At 42.9% G+C, this 19,408-nt stretch carries 10 protein-coding genes; 4 read left to right on the top strand and 6 right to left on the bottom strand.

Features of this window, described 5'->3' with window-relative positions; all coding sequences use genetic code 11:
* Positions 1 to 52 precede the first annotated feature (52 nt).
* The 3 genes from BW980_RS21520 to BW980_RS21510 form a co-directional block, all read right to left on the bottom strand.
* Positions 53 to 1,504, bottom strand: coding sequence for a RagB/SusD family nutrient uptake outer membrane protein (locus BW980_RS21520; protein ID WP_076457223.1), 1,452 nt, complete (start codon positions 1,502 to 1,504; stop codon positions 53 to 55).
* Between the two features lie 17 nt (positions 1,505 to 1,521).
* Positions 1,522 to 4,977 carry a TonB-dependent receptor gene (locus BW980_RS21515; protein ID WP_083690591.1) on the bottom strand — a complete coding sequence of 1,152 codons (3,456 nt, stop codon included), beginning with the start codon at positions 4,975 to 4,977 and terminating at the stop codon, positions 1,522 to 1,524.
* A gap of 132 nt (positions 4,978 to 5,109) precedes the next feature.
* Positions 5,110 to 6,246: a FecR family protein gene (locus BW980_RS21510; protein ID WP_076457222.1), complete on the bottom strand. Its 1,137-nt coding sequence runs from the start codon at positions 6,244 to 6,246 to the stop codon at positions 5,110 to 5,112.
* A gap of 185 nt (positions 6,247 to 6,431) precedes the next feature.
* Between BW980_RS21510 and BW980_RS21505 the strand changes: the two genes are divergently transcribed.
* Positions 6,432 to 6,971 (top strand): sigma-70 family RNA polymerase sigma factor, encoded by a 540-nt coding sequence (locus BW980_RS21505; protein WP_076457221.1) that lies wholly within the window; start codon positions 6,432 to 6,434, stop codon positions 6,969 to 6,971.
* A gap of 45 nt (positions 6,972 to 7,016) precedes the next feature.
* Here the strand turns inward: BW980_RS21505 and BW980_RS21500 are convergent, their stop codons facing one another.
* From BW980_RS21500 to BW980_RS21490, 3 genes are all read right to left on the bottom strand, one after another.
* Positions 7,017 to 8,138 (bottom strand): hypothetical protein, encoded by a 1,122-nt coding sequence (locus BW980_RS21500; RefSeq protein ID WP_076457220.1) that lies wholly within the window; start codon positions 8,136 to 8,138, stop codon positions 7,017 to 7,019.
* Positions 8,139 to 8,164: 26 nt separating this feature from the next.
* Positions 8,165 to 9,010 carry a sugar phosphate isomerase/epimerase family protein gene (locus BW980_RS21495; RefSeq protein WP_076457219.1) on the bottom strand — a complete coding sequence of 282 codons (846 nt, stop codon included), beginning with the start codon at positions 9,008 to 9,010 and terminating at the stop codon, positions 8,165 to 8,167.
* A 209-nt stretch (positions 9,011 to 9,219) separates the two neighbouring features.
* Entirely contained in the window at positions 9,220 to 10,101 is an 882-nt protein-coding gene (locus BW980_RS21490; protein WP_076457218.1) for an AraC family transcriptional regulator, read from the bottom strand.
* A gap of 308 nt (positions 10,102 to 10,409) precedes the next feature.
* Here BW980_RS21490 and BW980_RS21485 point away from each other — a divergent pair, with 308 nt between their 5' ends.
* The 3 genes from BW980_RS21485 (at position 10,410) to BW980_RS21475 (ending at position 18,874) form a co-directional block, all read left to right on the top strand.
* Positions 10,410 to 13,607, top strand: a complete 3,198-nt coding sequence (locus BW980_RS21485; RefSeq protein ID WP_076457217.1) for a PVC-type heme-binding CxxCH protein — start codon at positions 10,410 to 10,412, stop codon at positions 13,605 to 13,607.
* Positions 13,608 to 14,173: 566 nt separating this feature from the next.
* On the top strand, positions 14,174 to 17,344 hold the full coding sequence (locus BW980_RS21480) for a SusC/RagA family TonB-linked outer membrane protein (protein WP_083690590.1): 3,171 nt from the start codon (positions 14,174 to 14,176) through the stop codon (positions 17,342 to 17,344).
* A 21-nt stretch (positions 17,345 to 17,365) separates the two neighbouring features.
* Positions 17,366 to 18,874 carry a RagB/SusD family nutrient uptake outer membrane protein gene (locus BW980_RS21475; RefSeq protein ID WP_076457215.1) on the top strand — a complete coding sequence of 503 codons (1,509 nt, stop codon included), beginning with the start codon at positions 17,366 to 17,368 and terminating at the stop codon, positions 18,872 to 18,874.
* Positions 18,875 to 19,408: the final 534 nt, after the last annotated feature.

Genomic DNA, 19,408 nt, shown 5'->3' with positions numbered 1-19,408 from the left:
CAACAATTGATGAAACTTAGTTTATATGCTGTTGCCCAATACATCAACGCAATTACCAACCCTCGTTTTGGGTTAGGTTAGGATTCAATCGCACTTGATTATTCGGAATAGGGAAGAGCAACTTATAGTCTTCCACATTCTTTCCTTGGGCCCTCATGACGGTCAAAAATTCGCCCCTTCTTTTTAGGTCCCACGCCCTTTGTCCTTCGAATGCCAATTCAAACCTTCTTTCTTCCAATACGGCAGTTCTAAAATCGTCTTGAGACAAGCCGGCCAAATCAGGAAGATCGGTCTCGACACCGTTTCGAGCTCTTTTCCTCACCCTATTGATCCATATATACTTATTGTTATCCGCTGGGTCGACTTCATTTAATGCTTCGGCGGCAATCAACAATACATCGGCAAACCGGATGACATTAAAATTAACTCCCGATTGCAATTCACTGGCGCGATCATCGAACTTACTGACATAGTAAGGATACACCCCAGGACCATAGGCTTCTTCCATAGTAATGGTACCGGTAACCCCATCGATATGTTCATAGCTATCGGCAATGGTTACCGAACGACGATATGAGATGGGATTATCATCGGTGAATTCGATGCTCGGGGCAATAGACCCGCCTACCACGGTATTGGCCCAAAAGGAATTGCCATAGGGACCGGGAAGTGCACGTGGACCGAAGCTTCCCGGAATCGGGTTGTTTCTTTCGCCACTTAAATATTGTATCTGGTAAATATGTTCAATACCATTATTGTGCTCCGTCTTAAAGATATGGGCATAATCATCAAATAGATCATAGGCCCCTGAATCGATAACCCTTTTGGCATGGACCAAGGCATTTTCGAAATCGTTCCTGTAAAGATATATCCTCGCCAACAGTGCATTGACGATATGGGCGTTCAACCTGCCTGCCAAGCTTGTTTCCGGCAATTCCAAAGCGGCCTCGCCCAAATCTCGCGTAATCAAACTATACACCTCATCGGCGGTAGCACGTGGGGTATCTACCGCATCGAACCCAATGGTCGGGGTCTCGTATATGGGCACACCTCCCATTGTTCTGACCAAATGCCAATAAAAAAGGGCCCGTAGCGCTTTCGCCTCAGATACGATATCCGCTCTTTTTTCTTCATCAAAATCTATTTCGGCCGTGTACAATGCCACCTCATTGGCCAAGTTTATACCGTCGTAGGCAGACCTCCAAAAACCTTCGGTGACCTCATTACTATAGGTAAACTCATCCCATTCGAACAAATCGGATACATTGGGGGATACGGTCGCATTGTCCGCATTTACCTCCCCATAATTAATTGCGGTGTTGCCGTATAATGAATACACAGAGTTGTACACGCCGTACAATCCCGCCACGGCATCATCTTCAGAAGAATAAAAATTTGCAATACTTATGTTTCCGGCCGGGTTTTCTTCTAAATCCCCCTCACAAGATGTCAAGCACAAGGCCAAAGACATCATCAGACCTGTTAGATATGTTATATTTTTCATGATATTTTCTTGTTATATTAAAAACCTAATTTCATTCCAATCCTAAAACTTCTAGAAGAAGGATATGCTCCGTTATCGACCCCGAAACTAACGTTACTCGAGGCGTACAGATCTACCTCTGGATCAAAACCGGAATAGTCGGTTATGGTAATCAAATTATCTGCAGCGATATATAGCTGCGCACTTCTGAACCATTGTAACCCGAGGTCGTCAATAGGCAAGTTATACGAGAGGTTGATGGTCTTTACCCGTAAGTAAGAACCGTCCTCAACATTTCTATCACTAAAGTTTTTCCATTCCCCGGCATTGGTCAAGGGAGCTTCAATGGTACTTCCCGTTCCCGGCCCCTGCCATCGTTCATCAAAGGCCTTTTGCAGCACATTGTGTTTTTGAGGTTGGGCATAGAGTCCGATAGTATTCATATTGGCAATGTCATTTCCTTGACTTCCGTTTATAAATACCGATAGGCTTAAATTTTTATACGAAAATGAGTTGGTGAACCCATAGATAAAGTCTGGGTTCGGATCCCCTACCACTTCTTTATCGTCTAAGTTCTGCTTAAACCCATCGCCATTCAGGTCTCTATACTTGGGAAGTCCGACCCTATTTACACCACCGACCGTGTTTCCTCCGGCAATAATTTCTTCTTCCGATTCCCAAATACCATCAAAACGATAGCCAAAAAACTGGCCCAATGGTTTACCCACTTGGGCAATGGAGGAACCATAAGCGGTCTCTCCCCTTCCGATTCCGTTGATCAGTTCATCGGTACCCTCAGGTAGTTCCAACAGTTTATTTCGGTTAAAGGAGATATTGAAATTAGAGTTCCAGGTAAGTTTCCCAAAATTATGGTTCATTCCAAGGTCGAATTCAAATCCCCTATTTTCTACCTTACCAATATTTTGGACGCTGGTGTTATATCCTGATTGTGTAGGTATCGCCACACTCAACAAAAGGTCTTCGGTAGTTTTTACGTAATAGCCCGCCTCAAGATTTAGGTGGCCATCAAAAAAGCCCATTTCAAGACCTACATCGGTCTGTTTTGTACGCTCCCATTTTAAATCGGGATTATTGATCCTATTGGGAGCCAAGCCTACTACCGGAACACCTCCGATAATGGGTTGACTGGTTGCCGCATAAAGCGCCAATGAATTATAGGCCCCGATAGATTCGTTACCTGTAAGTCCGTAGCTACCCCTTAATTTTAATGCACTAAAGACATTGAGATTTTGAATAAAATCTTCCTCTACCAATCGCCAAGCAATAGCTCCCGAAGGGAAGACCCCCCATTTTTTACCAGTACCGAATTTTGAGGAACCATCCCTACGGATAGAGCCCGTAATGATGTATTTATCGTCAAACACATAGTTGACCCTTCCCAAATAAGACAACAAAGCAGATTCCGTTGCCCCACTCTTAGACGGTCTTGGATCTGAACCCAATTCCAAGTTATTGAATTCGACCAAGTCGGTAAAAAAGTCGTCGGTACGCGAAAACACGCTCTCTAACTTATTACTCTGGTAGGTATATCCAATAACCGCATCTATCCGGTGCTTATCGCCGATAGACTTGTTGTAGTTAAAAGTGTATTCCGCCAATAAATTGGTTCGCTGCAAGGTTCCTACAGAGGCTATCCCTTTATTGGGCAAGGCCTGTGTTTCTGCCGTAGTAGGCGTATAAGCATTCCTTTTGGAATTGATCAGGTCCGCTCCAAAATTGGCCTTGAACGACAATCCTCTCAATATGTCATATTGTAAAAAAGCATTACTCAAAACCCGTGTGGTATAGGTAAGGTCGGTTCGTGTCTTAGCAATAGATACCGGGTTTTCAAGAACTTTTACCGTTTCATCGTGATTGTGTACATAATTGCCCTCACTATCCTTAACGGGAATTACGGGCGTCGTTGCCAAGGCATTCCACAATGGTGTATCGTTTTGATATCCACCCCCATCGGAATCAACCGCATCGTTAATGGTTCGGGTAATATTGGCGTTCATACCAAACTTTAACCTTTCCCCCAAATCTTGATCTAGGTTAAATTTAAGTCCGGCCCGTTTAAAATTAGATTCGATGATGATCCCGTCTTGGTCCATATAATTACCGGAAACCAAATATCTGGTCCCTTCACGACCTCCTGAAACGGTAAGATTGTAATTATTGGTAATGGCGCTCCTGAAAATCTGGTCTTGCCAATCGGTTCCTTCCCCTAAATCTTCGGGCAAAGGCTTGTTTATTCCATCATATATAAGTGGTTGACTGTTATTGGTAGCCCACTCATTGGTCAGGATCGCAAGCTCTTCGGCATTTGCCAAATCCAACTTTTTCCTAACCGAGCTGATTGTAGAGGAATACTCAAAATCGATTTTCGCCTTACCCTGACCTCCTCTTTTGGTAGTAACGATCACTACGCCATTAGCCCCCCTAGCTCCGTAAATTGCCGTTGCGGAAGCATCTTTCAAAACTTCTATCGAAGCAATTTCGGAAGAACTGATACTGGTTAAGGGGTCACTTGCCGAAGCCCTGTTCCCTCCCGCTTCGGGAGTCGTATTACTATTATCTATAGGAAAACCATCGACTACATATAGGGGTTGACTAGAAGCATTGATCGAGTTCGTTCCCCTTACCCTGATCCGGATACCACCGCCAGGCGCATTGGAAGCCGCCCTAATATCAACACCGGAAGCCTTACCCTGTAATGATTGCACAAAGGTATTGGAAGGTGTTTTTTCGAGGTCGGAACCTTTTACCGAAGCCACGGAACCCGTAAGGTCTTTTTTCCGAACCGTTCCATATCCTACAACAACCACTTCTTCAAGACCTGCTGCGTCTTCCTTTAAACCAATGTTCACGGAAGATTGTCCGTTCAACCCGACTTCCTTGGTTGCGAAACCGATATATGAAATTACCAAAACCGCATTTTCATCGGCAACGTTCAATACAAAATTTCCATCAAAATCACTTTGTGTACCGTTCGTGCTTCCCTTTTCTAAAATATTCGCCCCTGGCAAAGGTGCGCCATCAGCGTCGGAAACCGTACCCGAAACCTGAAATTGCACAGGGCCTTCGTTGTACATAACCTTATGGCTTGTACTCGGAGGCCTTTTTTCCTTTGGATTTTTTCTAGTGAGGATAATTTGCCGATTTCGGGTCTTATAAGCCACATCAGAACGGTCAAATAGCAGGGCCAATATTTCCGAAATTTTCTTGTTCTCAATGTGCAATGTCACCTTTCGATCCACATCTATCCGTTCACTTTCATATAAAAAACGGAATTCGGAAATCGATTCGATTTCATTGAAAACCTGTTCTATACTAGTGTTCTCAAGATTTAAGGTCAATTTCTTACCCTGTGCGTAAGAGTTGGCTTGAATCTCGAACAATGAAACTATAAGTAATATAGTGGTGAGTTTCATTTTTAGGTTCATTTTAGGGAAATACCGGAACGGCAACCCCCAACTAACGATTTTTTTCATAGTTTTGGTTGGATTAAATAATTTAGAAAACGTTGTTTAATTCGCACTTATTCAATCGGGAAATGGTCTCAAGCATTTTCCGATTTTTTTATTGAAAGCATTATTTACATAGGCACTGTCTTTTGTTATTATCTATTGTATTATAACCTCTTTGTCCCTTATCTCATATTTCAAGGGATATATCTCCCCAATTGATTTCATAACATCGTCTATGGTCTCGATATTGACATTAAATCGCGCATTCAGCACTTTATTTGCCAACATAGTGTTGTAATTCGTAATCGACACATTATAACTCCGTTCCAATCGCTTTTGCATGGCCGAGAACATGGTGTTACGAAATACGATTTCGCCACTTACCCATCCGGTATACAGGCCAACATCGACACTTTCGGTATTGGTCACGTGGGAATTCTTGTCCCATGTACCCTTTGTTCCGGGCGTCAGGATGATGTGATCTTCCGGTTTTACCGAATTGCCCATACTTACGGAACCCTCTACCAAAACGGTATTGATTTCGGCATCTTCATCATAACTTGTCAGATTGAACTCAGTACCCAAAACTTCAACGGCCACCTCATTGGCATGGACCACAAAAGGGTGTTTCGCATCTTTTGCCACCTTAAAATAGGCCTCTCCCTCTAGAAAGACTTCCCTTTTTCCTTCCTTCAAAAATTTCACGGGATATTTAATTTTCGTACCCGAGTTCAGGTGTACGAGCGTACCATCGGATAGCTCTACATTGAAAATCTTTCCAAATGGAATTTCCAGTTCGTTATACACCAACTCATCTATTTCAGAATCGACCTTATAGGTAATTTTATCGCCATTTTGCACGCCTAGAACCTTTCCGGTATTCGATACAATTTGTTGGCTCTGCCCTTTCTGGAGCACCTTGACATTGTTTTCGTCCATTTTAAGCTTAATTGCCGTTGCCTCAATTGGCGTTGACTTTCCATCTTTATCTTGAAAAAAGAAATAACCTAGGGCCAAGAAGGAGACCAACACGGCCGCGTATTTCATGACCGGCCTCATAAAAGAGACAGGGGGCTTTCTTGAATCTACCGTTTTTTTCATGAACTGCTGCCATTCTTCTTCCGTATCGAGTTCTTCCAAAAAAAGCAAAGCTTCCGAAATCAGGTTTTCCCCATATAGCGAATACACCACCTCCCTTTCCGCTTCGGTCAAACTCCCTAAAGTCTCAGGGTCGATTTTTCCCGACTTCCTTACCTCTATTAAAACCGATTTCAATTGTTCCTTATGGTACATTACAGATCTTCTTTTACTATTAGGTTACCGGAACAACAAATAAGGGTGACAAAATTTCACACTTTTATTAAGAATTTGACAGTTTTTTATCTTAGTTGAAATTAAATCACTATAATTGAATTGATTTTTCAATCAAATACACAATCCCCAACATTAAGAACCGACCTTAACAAGCCCAGTTGACAATGTCACTATTTCAAAAGAAAAACAGCCATGAGATGGAATTGCTCTTTAAGGAGTACTTCCCCCTTTTGTGTCTAGTTTCGTTTGGAATCGTAAAGGATAAGGATGCGGCAAAGGATGTTGTTCAAGATTTTTTCATTTCGTATTGGCAGCGAAGGGAAAGCGTTTCAATTACGGTTTCTTTTAGGGCCTACGCCATTAGGGCGGTAAAAAATCTCAGTTTAAAGAGTCTTGAGAAGGCAAAAAAACAAAAATTGATCTTGGCGGATTTTCAGATCGAGAACTACGAAGACCCCAAATTTGGTGAGACCGTAAATGAAAAAGGAAATGTTCTCGCCCTTTTGGACCAACTTCCGGAAAGTAGAAGACAAATCTTTATTTCCGCGATCCTAAACGGGCAGAGTTATGCCGAAATCGCGAAGAACCAAGGCATATCGATCAACACCGTAAAAACACAAATGAAGCGCGCCTATGCGTTCTTAAGACAAGAAGGAGTACAAAAAGTACTCCATTCCCTCATCTGGTTTTCTTGTTTCCTGTAAGGGCAACAAACTTCTTGATGCTGCCCTAAATTTGAAGTCGCTCCCTTATTCGAAGCTTTCTATACTCAATTGTTTTGCCGGCCAATAGTCAGCTTTTCTAAATTCAAACTTCGTTGGCTTATAGTCGCCCACTAAAGATACCTTGGCCTTCTCGGGAATTTCCAGGTCAAGTCCCCAGAACACCCCGTTCACCAACAATCTTCTTGTGCCCTCGATCAAAAGATCATTGGCCGCCCCAACGGTAGAGGCTATGGCTTTTCCTTTTTTACCGTTTGGCAATTGGTAGCTTTTGATCCAGGTAACGGGCATCAATTCGTCTCCTAGGCTCTCTCCATCTTTATTAGTAGTAGCTATTTCATCGTCGGTAGGCCTCATTCCGAAGAAAATATCATTTTCATCATACTCCCCTTTCCTGTTCATCACCTGCCCCAAAATAATAGGCTGTGAGTCACCGGGAAGCGGAAGTCGAACTCCGTATACATCACTAGCCCCCCATACATCACCATCGGAAATTCCATTGGTAATACCCGTTGTATTGGCTCCTATAGCAACCATACCCTTAGTACTCTGGTGTTTGTGGTGCCCGTGATGACGAATCCAAGTTTCACCAAGTACCAAACGTCCAAAACCGCCCTCCCATTCGGTCTTGTCCCCTTTGTAGTTGAAGCTGTAATGGGCGTAGTTTGAATCGGAATCCTCAGGAAAATTGAATGCATGGGTCGCAGTTCTGAGTCCCATAACCGGTTTTCCCGATTTTAAGTAATCGTCAATATATTTCATCTGTTCATCGGGAAGCGCGCGAAATCTTGTAAAGATAACCATCATATCGGCCGTGGTCAATGCTTCCAAGCCAGGAATGTTAGTTACATGATTGGCGTTTACGATACCGGGCTTACCTTCTTCTTGGGCAAACAAGACCGTACATTTAAAACCGTGGTGTTTCGATAAGATTTTTGCCAACTGGGGCAAGGCTTCCTCCGAACGGTATTCTTCATCACCTGAAACCAAAACGATATGTTTTGCATTTTCATCGGCTCCATCAAAGGTCAACCATTTTTTGGGCGCATCGACTTCCTTGGTCGTTTCGGGTCCTTTGGCAACCGTCTCTTTTTGTTGTTTACACGCAAATAAAAATAGACAAATTACAATGGGCAATACATTTTTCATTCTGTTCAGGTTTATTTAGATAACTATTATTTTATTATTCCCAAGCCTTGTGATATAAGCTTAAATCCTTCGGTATACACTTCCTCTACGGGAGAGTAGTTGCGCCATACATTGATAGCATTGGCAAATTCAGGTATGGCCGTACTGAATGCTTCGATGGTTACCCAACCATGGTAGTCGATTTCCTTAAGGGCCGAGAATACATCGTCCCAATCAATTTGCCCTTTGCCCGGCGTTCCCCTATCATTTTCACTGATGTGAACATGTTTGAGATACGGCGCTATCGTTTTGATTGCCCCAGATTGACTCTTTTCTTCAATATTGGCGTGGTGGGTATCGAACATGGCTCCCAAATTCGGATGGTTTACCGTTTGGACCATCTCACCTAAATCGGCCATTGTATTATAAAGATAGCATTCAAATCTATTGACCGCCTCGGGCGTAAGTATAATATTGGCCCCTTTGGCATATTCTGCGGCTTTCAACAGCATTTCATTGCTCCATTTCTTTTCGTCTAAGGTAGGCGGTTGTCTTGTAAACAATGCAAAAGTCGAATGAAAAGGCCCACATAAGACCTCGGCATTGGCAGCCTCACCCATATCGATAGACCATTTTAAACGCTCAAGACCCGCTTCCCTGACCTTTTTATCGGGACTCGCTATATTTTGTTCGGCCGATAAGGACGCTACTCCCGTAACCCCCATATCAATGCTCGAAAAATGATGGCCCAAGCCTGAATAATATTTTTCGCTGCCCTCCCCGAAGAAGAGCTCTATACCGTCATATCCGGTTTTTTTCAAATCATCTACAATACCAAAGTGTTGCTCGGTGACGTGGTTCGTCCAAAGCAACATATTCATTCCTATTTTCATTCTATAATGGTTTCTTTAAATCTTAACATGAACTCAATTAAAAATAAAATCCGCGGGTAATCTCTTACAAAAAAATCAAAATACAAAAGTTACGGATTCCATACAATTAACAAAGCTAGCGCTAAATGAAACTTCAAAATTCCTTTATTTTCTTAAAGACTGATACTTTTTTTCCCTCATCGAAGCTATTTTCCCTCTAATTTTGACGCTTACATCGGTGCCTGAATATTTAAAAAAAGCTTTCTATATTCAAGTGGACTCATATCGGTAATGGACTTGAACTGCCTGTTAAAATTAGACAAGGCATTATAGCCGCATTCATAACTTATTTGCGAAATATTAAAGTTATCCTCTAATAGCAGTTTCCGCGCATGACCGATCCGAATTTCGTTTACAAAGCGTGTAAAAGTCTTATTCGCCCTAGGTTTAAAGTACCTACAAAAGGAAGTGGTAGTCATATTCAACAAACCGGCCGCTTCGTCAAGGGAAATATTGGTCTTGAAATTCGCCATTACGTAATCATAGACCTTGCGCATCTTTTCGGCATCGCCTCCCCTAAAGGCATTCATATAATTGGGGCTGGCCAATATGTTATACTCGGTACTGTTAGACAGCGTATCCAATATCTTTAGGAGATGTAGAATCCTTTTAAACCCTTTTTGCTTGTCAAGCTCTAAGATGAGCCTAATAATGATATCCCTAGTTTCCCCGAGAAATTCTATTCCCCTAAGGGAATGTTCCACAAGTTTATTGATTTTATAAAACTCTTCCATCTCAAGAAGCGGTTCGCTTAAGAGCACATGATCAAAATAGATAACCAGGCCCCTAGTTGTTAGTCCACTGTCCTTTTCAAAATAAACATCATCGTTTCGCCACAAGTGAGGAAGGTTAGGCCCCGTCATCACGAGGTCTCCCTTTTTAAAGTTCTGTACATGGTCTCCGATAAACCGGGTTCCCTCCCCTTCCATGATATAGGAAATCTGAAACTCGGGGTGAAAATGCCAATTCGGATTAAAATTGGGACCAATAAGGTCTTTATATATAAAAGTTTCCTTAGGGGTCAACGTCTTTTCTATACTCGGAGCACTCATAAATTTTCTTTATAAACAGGATTATTTGTCAATATAGGATAAAAAAGTATCAACTTTTAATAAGATACAGGATAATTTAATTCAAAATCTATTATAGCTTTGTCTACTCACGTACCAACTACCTAATTTTATCGCACATTTTTTAAAAATAAAACACCTTTTATACATCCAAATTCCGATATTTACAAGTGTAAAATACACATTTAATAATTAATTATCGAACCAAGCTTTATATTTTCGACAAAACCGTCAACCACACCAAGCCAAAACGTCGATTTTTTCGACACCAACAATTTATTCAACGTACTATGAAATTCATTAGAAGAACAGCTCTAAAGATGACCGCCACGGTTTTCGTCATGGCCACATTTCTTTTCGCCTGTAGCGAAAAAAAGAGCAACACCTTAACACTTGAGAAAAACTCTCGTATTGTTTTAGTAGGAAGCAACCTTGGTTCGAGAATGATGGAATTCGGGCATTTTGAAACCGAAATGAACCTAAGGTTCCCGAAGGATTCACTCTTCATTAGAAACATGTGTGATGGAGGAAACACCCCTGCTTTCAGGCCACATGCCGCAAGAAAATCACCATGGGCTTTTCCGGGCGCCGACAAATTCGAGCACGATCCGGGCAGCAGAATACACTTTATTGAAGATGATGGAGGCCATCAATCGGGCAGCGTGGGCCACTTCCCTACCCCCGATGAATGGATTACTAGCCTAAAACCCGATATTATAATCGCCTTTTTCGGCTATCTCGAGTCTTTTGAAGGCCAAGAAGGTCTTGACAACTACCGCGAAGAACTCCGTGCCTTTATCAAACACACCCTAAGCACAAAGTACAACGGTGTCGCCCCACCTCAAATGGCCCTAGTTTCCCCTATTGCTTTTGAAAACCTATCGGATAAGATGGATTTGCCCGATGGCACCAAAGAAAACAAAAATCTGGCCCTGTACACCCAAACCATGAAAGAGGTGGCCGCAGAAGAGGGCATTCTTTTCGTCGATGCCTTTGAGGTGACAAAAAAATGGTACGAAACCGAAGATGAAGACCTTACCCAAGACGGATTTCAATTAACCGACACGGGCTACAAAAAATTCGGAAAACTTTTGGCCGATGCCATTTTCGGAGGAAAACAAGCCGATGAAACCAATCGTCAACTGGTACATGATGCGGTTACAGAAAAGAACTGGTTCTGGCTCAACGACTTTAAGATCCCCAACAGTGTTCATGTATACGGAAGAAGGTACAATCCTTATGGTCCGGAGAACTATCCGTTCGAAATCGCAAAGATTCGCGAAATGACCGCAATTAGGGATACGGCCATTTGGGAAGCCGCTAACGGCAAAAAAATGGATCTGGCGACCGCTGATGCCAAAACAAAAAAGCTGCCTCCCGTAAAGACCAACTATAAGGAAAGTGAAAAAAACGGCACCCCCGAATACCTTTATGGAGAAGAGGCCTTGGCACAAATCAAAACTGCCCCCGGTTATAAAGTAGAACTGTTTGCTTCCGAAGAGCAATTTCCAGATTTAGCGAACCCCGTTCAAATGTCATTTGACAACAAAGGACGTTTATGGGTAGCCGTCATGCCAAGTTACCCCCATTACAAAGCAGGGGACAGCAAACCGAATGACAAACTTTTGATTTTTGAAGATACCGATGGCGATTACAAAGCAGACAAGCAAACCGTTTTTGCTGACGGTCTACACCTTACTATAGGATTTGAGTTCGCCCCAGAAGGCGTATACATGTCGCAAGGAAACAATTTGATCCTATTGAAAGATACGGATGGGGATGATAAGGCCGACAAAAAGGAGATTATATTAAGCGGGTTCGACGATCACGATACCCACCATGCCATCAGCGCCTTTACAACCGACCCATCAGGGGCTATTTATATGGGTGAAGGTACATTTCTTCACACCAATGTAGAAACGGCCTATGGTACGGTACGCGGAACAAATGGCGGTTTTTACCGATACAGTCCACAACGTCACCACCTTGAACGCACCGCCCAATTGGCCATCCCGAACCCTTGGGGTATTGCTTTTGACCACTGGGGACAGCCCTTTTTTGAGCACACCTCCGGACCTTCCGCAACATGGATGATGCCCGGAACGATTGTTCCTCGATACGGAGTGAGTTCCCCAATCCCCGAAAACCTTATCGAAAAAGACCACTTGGTACGCCCTACCTCTGGATTGGAATTTGTTTCCAGCCGCCATTTCCCCGACAACGTTCAGGGCGATATGCTGATCAACAACACCATTGGCTTTAGGGGAACCAAACAACATAAAATGGTAGACGACCCAAAAACTGCAGGTTATATCAGTAAGCACCGACAAGATCTTATTTTCTCCGATGATAAAAACTTCAGACCGGTAGTGGAATTTGCCCCTGACGGTTCACTATACTTTTTAGATTGGAGCAATGTCTTGATCGGACATATGCAACACAATGCGCGTGACCCGTTAAGAGATCATGTCCACGGAAGAATATATAGAGTTACTTATCCTTCCAGGCCATTGCTTCAGCCGGCTAAAGTTGCCGATGCCAGTATTGAAGAATTATTGGAGAACTTAAAACTTCCTGAATACAGAACCCGTTACCGTACAAAAAGAGAATTACGTGCACGTGATGCAGATGAAGTTTTGGCCAAGTTAAAAACATGGGTCGCCAACCTAGACAAGAACGATGCCAATTATGAGCATAACCTTTTGGAAGCTTTGTGGGTTACTTGGGGATTGAACCAAATAGATAGGGACCTATTGACCCAACTATTAAAAGCAAAAGACTTCAGGGCACGCACCGCGGCGGTTGGGGTACTTAGATATGCCGGACACCAAATCGACGATCAGGCCGAACTATTGATGCAAGCCGCAAAAGACGATAACCCAAGGGTTCGACTTGAAGCCTTAGTAGCCGCATCAAGACTAGGCAAAGATGTAGGCATACCTATTATCACCGAAGCGGGCAAAAAGGGACTTGACAAATGGATGGAGCGACCGTACGAAGCGGCACTTGCCCATTTAAACGGACATAGGGCCGGCGAAAAGCCCAAGGACGTCATCCAAACCGACCTTAAAGGAAAAGACCTAGAGCTTTTAATGGCAGGACAGGAAATATATGAAAGGGATGGCTACTGCGCCACCTGTCACCAATCCGATGGCCAAGGCCTCTCCGCTTCCGGATTCCCACCCTTAGCCGGTTCAAAATGGGTTACCGGTAGCGAAGAGCGATTGATAAAACTAACCACCAACGGCATCATGGGGCCTATAGAGGTAAAGGGTAAAAAATACCCTGGCCAAGTACCGATGACCCCCTTCGGAAAATTATTGAACGCAGAAGAAACCGCAGCGGTACTTACCTACGTAAGGAACACCTTCGGCAACAAAGCCTCGGCCATTTCCCCTGAAAAGGTTAAAGAAGTACGAGAGAAGATCAAAGACAAAGAAGGCTTTTACTCTCCAGAAGAGCTATTGCAAGAACACCCGATGAAATAATCGGAACCCGCTTAATTTTACCTTTTAAAGGAGACCTTCAAATAAAGGTCTCCTTTTTTTTATCCTCCAAAAAAAATAACAATCCTTCAGGAAATGTGGTCTGTTTGATTTTTGTTAAACAAAACTTAAAATTCTACTATTTTATCATTTCAATTATTTGAATCGTATTCCCTTAAACACTAAAAATTATCTCCAAATTTGTGTACGGCACATAGAAGAACTTCCTCGCTCACTTAAAGAAAACCCTTTTTGAAAAACAGGGCCCAATACACACAATTTACCCTCATTTATAACACTTTACCCCCAACAGGGGTCATTTAAATTTCTAAAATACCAATACAAACTAAAAAGGAATTGCCCAATTAAACCAGTTTATAAGCAAAACGACAAATATTGTTTTTTAACAAATAAGCATTTAACAAAAAAATATATCACACATTATCAAATTATCACTAAATGACAAAAAAATACCATAATTTGTAATTTAACAGGTATACTCGCTTCACTCATACCGCTACATTTGAATTAATTCCTCTAACTAATTCAACAACTTAAACTTTTAGACTATGACTTCAATGTTATCATCTTTTAAGATCAAACCGTTTTGTTTCTTATTAGGTATTCAAATTGTATGTCTCCAACCTTCCTTTGGAGCGAGTATACCAGTCGACGTGACCGACGGGTATACAGAGAAAAACGACGCTATTCCATATTCATCATCGGATGAGCAAGACAACGTAATTACCGGTACGGTAAGCGACCAAGGCAACCAACCTTTACCTGGTGCGAGTATTATTGAAAAAGGTACTACAAATGGTGTGACAACCGACTTTGACGGTAATTTTTCGATCAAAGTAAGTAGCAGCGATGCGGTACTGGTTATTTCCTATATCGGCTATTCGGCAAAAGAAATTCCCGTTAGTGGACAGAGCAACATAATGATTACCCTCGACGAAAATGCAGCCGCCTTAGACGAGGTTGTTTTAATCGGGTACGGTACCCAGAAGAAAAGCGACCTGACCGGTGCCGTAGGCTCCGTAAAAGCCGATGAATTGGCCGAAAGACCGGCCGCCTCAATGAATCAGGCCATAGCTGGTAAGATTTCCGGGGTTAATGTAACATCGGGATCAGGTAGACCGGGAGGAAGAACAGTGGTACGAATTCGCGGTAATACCTCGGTAAGTATCGCCAACACTCCCCTGTATGTAATCGATGGCGTTATTCTTAGCGCAGCCAGCTTGCCTAATGGCAGTACGCCCATTGATTATATGAACCCAAATGATATTGAATCGATTGAAGTTTTAAAAGATGCTTCCGCAACCGCCATTTACGGGGCAAGAGGAGCCAACGGCGTTATCTTGGTAAGTACCAAAAGAGGTACGACCGGGGGCGGGGGCCGTCTTAACTACGATGTTGATTTCAGTATTGGAACACTCCCAAAAAAACTTGATTTACTCAACTCGGAAGAGTTTCTTCAGGTAGAGGAAACCGCCTATGCAAACGCTGAGAAATTTGACCCCGACGGATGGGCCGGAGGCAGGTATACAGACCCTAGACTCAAAAGAACAGACCCTAGACTTTTTGATACGGAAGGAAATCCACTCTACGATACCGATTGGCAAGATGAGGCCATAAGAACCTCTTTTACCCAAAACCATCAACTTTCTTTTACAGGAGGTACCAAGCAAGGCAACTACGGACTCTTTATGGGCTTCCGTGACGAGCAAGGTCTAATCGTGGAATCTTGGCTCAAGCGCTACTCCGCTAGGTTCACCATGGATTCCGACATTACCGATTGGCTAAGGGTCGGCGGTAGTCTAGCATATAACGACCAGAATGAAAAGCAAGTAGACCAACTTGGTGGTGGAGGCATCACCACGATGAGACAGGTGTTTGAAGCGCTACCGATAATTCCGGTAACCTATGAAGACGGAACTTGGGGATCGAATATCGACTACCCTGGTATGGAAGGTGGCGGAAGCCCCGTTGCCGTAGCCAACGACAGAAGATACTTTCTTAAGACCCAAACGGTTTTGGGAAATTTCTATAGCAATATTGCCTTCAACAAAAATCTACAATTGCGAACTACTGTCGGTGCCAATGTTATAAACCAAAGGAACGACTACTACGGAGGTAGGGACTTACGATATATTGCCCGACCCGATGGTGCCGCTTATGTTGATAACGGTCGCTACAATTCATGGCAGTTTGAAAACTATTTGACCTACAGTAAAGATTTCGAAAACGAAAATTCATTAACCGCCATGGTGGGACTATCTTGGCAACATATAGATGAATTCGAGTCAAGGGCATCTACAAGAGGGTTCGCCGATGACTTTTACGGTTTTAACAACCTAGGTGCCGGATCTAACCCTCAAACACCGACCTCCAGTAAAATTGCATACGGACTCAATTCCTACTTTGGCCGTGTAAACTACAACCATCAAAACAAATACCTATTGACCTTAACAGGACGGGCTGACGGCTCTTCGAAATTCGGTCCTGAGAATCAATTTGCTTTCTTCCCATCGGCCGCATTGGCCTGGAGGGTTTCCAACGAAGATTTTCTATCACAAAGTGAGACCATTTCCAACCTAAAAGTGAGAGCTAGTTACGGGGCTACTGGTAACTCTGAAATTCCAGCTTATAGAGCTTTGGCCGGACTGGAAAGTGGAACCGTTATTTTTGACGGCGACCGCGCATCCTTTAGTATACCGCAGCGTATGGCCAATCCTGATTTGCGATGGGAAAAAACAGAGCAAGTAGATGCCGGACTCGAAATAGGCTTTTTAAACAATCGAATTGCCTTAGAACTTGACGTATATCGCAAATTAACTACCGATATGCTCCTTAACGCACCTGTACCTTCCACTAGTGGTTTCTCAAACGTTTTTAGAAATGTTGGTAGCATGGAGAACAAAGGTGTTGAAATCAACTTGAACACGATCAATGTCGATAACGAACTTTTCGGATGGAATTCAAATTTCAATATTTCCATCAACAAAAACAAAGTAGTCGCACTTTCTGGAGGATCCGATATCTTTTTGGGATCTACACTAATTCGCGAAGGAGAGCCTGTAGGTACTTTCTTTGGATATATTGACGAAGGAACTTGGAATACGGACGAAGCAGCACAGGCCGCTATTTACGACAGGCTTCCGGGTGACATAAAATACAAGGACCTAAACGATGATGGCGCCATTAATAGTGATGACAGGGCCATCATAGGAAAAGGTATCCCTGATGGTTTCGGAACTTTTTCCAACACCTTCAGATATGGAAACCTAGAACTATTGGTAGACCTTCAGTTTCAATATGGCAATAGCCTTATGTACCGTGACGAGCACTCTGCGGAAGACCGCCAGACCATCGCCAACAGTTTCTCTACGGTATTAAATGCCTGGACCCCCGATAATCAAGATACCGATATCGCCCAGATCAGACCTATAGCCGCCGGATACGATACCAACAACGATTCCGGAAAATTAAAAGATGCTTCATTTTTAAGAGGAAGAAACTTAATGCTTTCTTATGTATTCAATCCTGAACTGACCAAGCGTTTACACTTGAGCCGCCTAAGGTTATATACATCTGTACAGAACTTTTTTGTATCGACCAAGTTCCCTGGATATGACCCTGAAAGCTCTAACGGTGGCGGCACATTTGACCAAGGTTTTTCCTTGTACGATTACCCAAGACCCCGCACATTCATGATAGGGCTTAATGTTGGATTGTAATAATATTAAAAAGATAAAAAAATGAAAACCTATAAAAACTTTATAAGAACTATAGTGGTCTTGACCGCTGTATCGCTTACATTTTCATGTAGTGACTTTTTAGATGAGGAAGACGAATCTAACTTTACTACCGACACTTATTTCACTAAGGCAGAACATGCCGAAAGTGCGGTAAATGGTATCTATGAACCTTTGGTCCCCATAACGAATAGCGGTTTTGGAGGAGGAACCTGGCTCATGCTTGAATTTGCCACGGGACTTGCAAATACGTCCCTAGGTCAGGCAACCAACATTTATCTGGTCAAAGATTTGATCAATAATTCGGACAACGGATATGGCAGCAGTTTTTGGACCGAATATTATACGGGGATATCAAGGGCGAACTTGGCCATTGAAAAGATTCCGGAGATAAACATGGACGAGACCGAAAAACAGAATTACCTGGCAGAAGCCAAATTCTTTAGGGCGTATTACTACTTTGGCTTGGTACGCATGTTCGGAAACATTCCGATCATAACCGAATCCGTTGATTTGACATCTGAGCAACTCTACCCTGAGCAGGCTTCCGCAGAAGCAGTTTACGATTTGATCATCAGCGATTTGACCGATGCCGAAAATTCTAGTTTACCATGGAGAGACGAATCAGGTCGGGTCTCAATGGGAGCGATCAAGACCTTATTGGCCGATGTATATTTGACTACAGGAGGTTTTCCTCTTCAAAAAACAGAGAATTTTCAGCTTGCGGCCAATAAAGCGAAAGAGGTAATCGACTCAAACCAATACACCATATTCGATTCGTATGACGACCTACATAACCCCGCGACCAAAAATACGGGAGAATATATCTTTATGACCCAATTTGCCGCCAACATCCAATCGGCCAACTGGCAACCCGCTATTTTACCCTATAACTTGGGAATTTCCGCTTATTCGGCACAGACGGGCGGTATATTCTCTACCAATGAGTTTGCCAATTCATATGAAGCCGATGATAAAAGGGCGAAGGAAAAGGAATTCTATTTTACCAGCTATTCATTGGAAGCCGATAGAACGGACAGTGTTAATCTAGGTGCTCCTTATATTTTCAAGCATTTTGACATACAGGCCAATGAAGAAAGCGCCCAATCGGACCTAAACTGGTGTATTTACCGCTATGCCGATGTATTGCTCATGTATGCCGAAGCCGCCAACGAAGCGGAAGGTGCCCCATCAACAGAAGCCTATGATGCAATCAACGAAATAAGACAACGTGCCGAGGTTCCTGATCTTTCCGGTCTTTCACAAGCCGATTTTAGAGAAGCTGTACGTATCGAAAGGATTCATGAACTGAGTTTTGAAAATAAGACTTGGTACGATATGGCACGCTGGAGACAAGCTTATAATCCGGAAACCAATGAGCTTGAGGACTTCGTAGGACATCATTTTACCTACCTCCCGAACAAAGCCTTGACAGAAAGAGAGCTCTTGTTCCCCATACCTACATCGGAAATGCAGAACAACCCTAATCTTGTACAGAACCAAGGGTATTAACATATTATCCATTCTAAACCAGAAAAGCCATTGGTCAATTATTGATCAATGGTTTTTTATTTACCCCCACCTTTTCAATTTCATTCCTCTTCCTCATTTCTTCCCCCTAGATGCATACAAACATCCTTTCGGTCAAAAACGACCTCATAGCAAGCTCTCCTATACCTTTTCTTTCCTTCCTTAACATAACTAAGGTCTAGCACTTAGGTTAAGTCTTCCATACTCCTTAAAACTCATTTTATTTTAAACCTACTCTAAAATGTAGCATGGTCTTCGGGATATCGATACAGTAACCCTATCCGTTAAGTCAATTTATAATAGCCTGAAGCAAGGTAGCATAGTAGAAACACCTAGGTATAGTTTATTTAGGAAGCACAGGCTACGATTGCCGTACTGAAGTGGATACAGGGGTGTTGTTTTACAGAGAATTCCAACGGGGTTGTAATGTGGACGGGGGATGGTCAAAAAAAAAGGTCCCGACCAGTAAAACTGATCGGGACCTCGAAGTAAGGCGGCTTCCTACTCTCCCACCTA

The organism is Zobellia uliginosa (assembly GCF_900156625.1).
In the GTDB taxonomy this organism is placed as follows: domain Bacteria; phylum Bacteroidota; class Bacteroidia; order Flavobacteriales; family Flavobacteriaceae; genus Zobellia; species Zobellia uliginosa.
The sequence above is the reverse complement of the archived record's forward strand: the minus strand, read 5'-3'. Positions and strand labels throughout refer to the sequence as shown.

Bases quoted from the DNA above. Each gene is read 5' to 3' on its own strand.
- BW980_RS21520 (WP_076457223.1), bottom strand. From the start codon at position 1,504: ATGAAAAATATAACATATCTAACAGGTCTGATGATGTCTTTGGCCTTG.
- BW980_RS21515 (WP_083690591.1), bottom strand. From the start codon at position 4,977: ATGAAAAAAATCGTTAGTTGGGGGTTGCCGTTCCGGTATTTCCCTAAA.
- BW980_RS21510 (WP_076457222.1), bottom strand. From the start codon at position 6,246: ATGTACCATAAGGAACAATTGAAATCGGTTTTAATAGAGGTAAGGAAG.
- BW980_RS21505 (WP_076457221.1), top strand. From the start codon at position 6,432: ATGTCACTATTTCAAAAGAAAAACAGCCATGAGATGGAATTGCTCTTT.
- BW980_RS21500 (WP_076457220.1), bottom strand. From the start codon at position 8,138: ATGAAAAATGTATTGCCCATTGTAATTTGTCTATTTTTATTTGCGTGT.
- BW980_RS21495 (WP_076457219.1), bottom strand. From the start codon at position 9,010: ATGAAAATAGGAATGAATATGTTGCTTTGGACGAACCACGTCACCGAG.
- BW980_RS21490 (WP_076457218.1), bottom strand. From the start codon at position 10,101: ATGAGTGCTCCGAGTATAGAAAAGACGTTGACCCCTAAGGAAACTTTT.
- BW980_RS21485 (WP_076457217.1), top strand. From the start codon at position 10,410: ATGAAATTCATTAGAAGAACAGCTCTAAAGATGACCGCCACGGTTTTC.
- BW980_RS21480 (WP_083690590.1), top strand. From the start codon at position 14,174: ATGACTTCAATGTTATCATCTTTTAAGATCAAACCGTTTTGTTTCTTA.
- BW980_RS21475 (WP_076457215.1), top strand. From the start codon at position 17,366: ATGAAAACCTATAAAAACTTTATAAGAACTATAGTGGTCTTGACCGCT.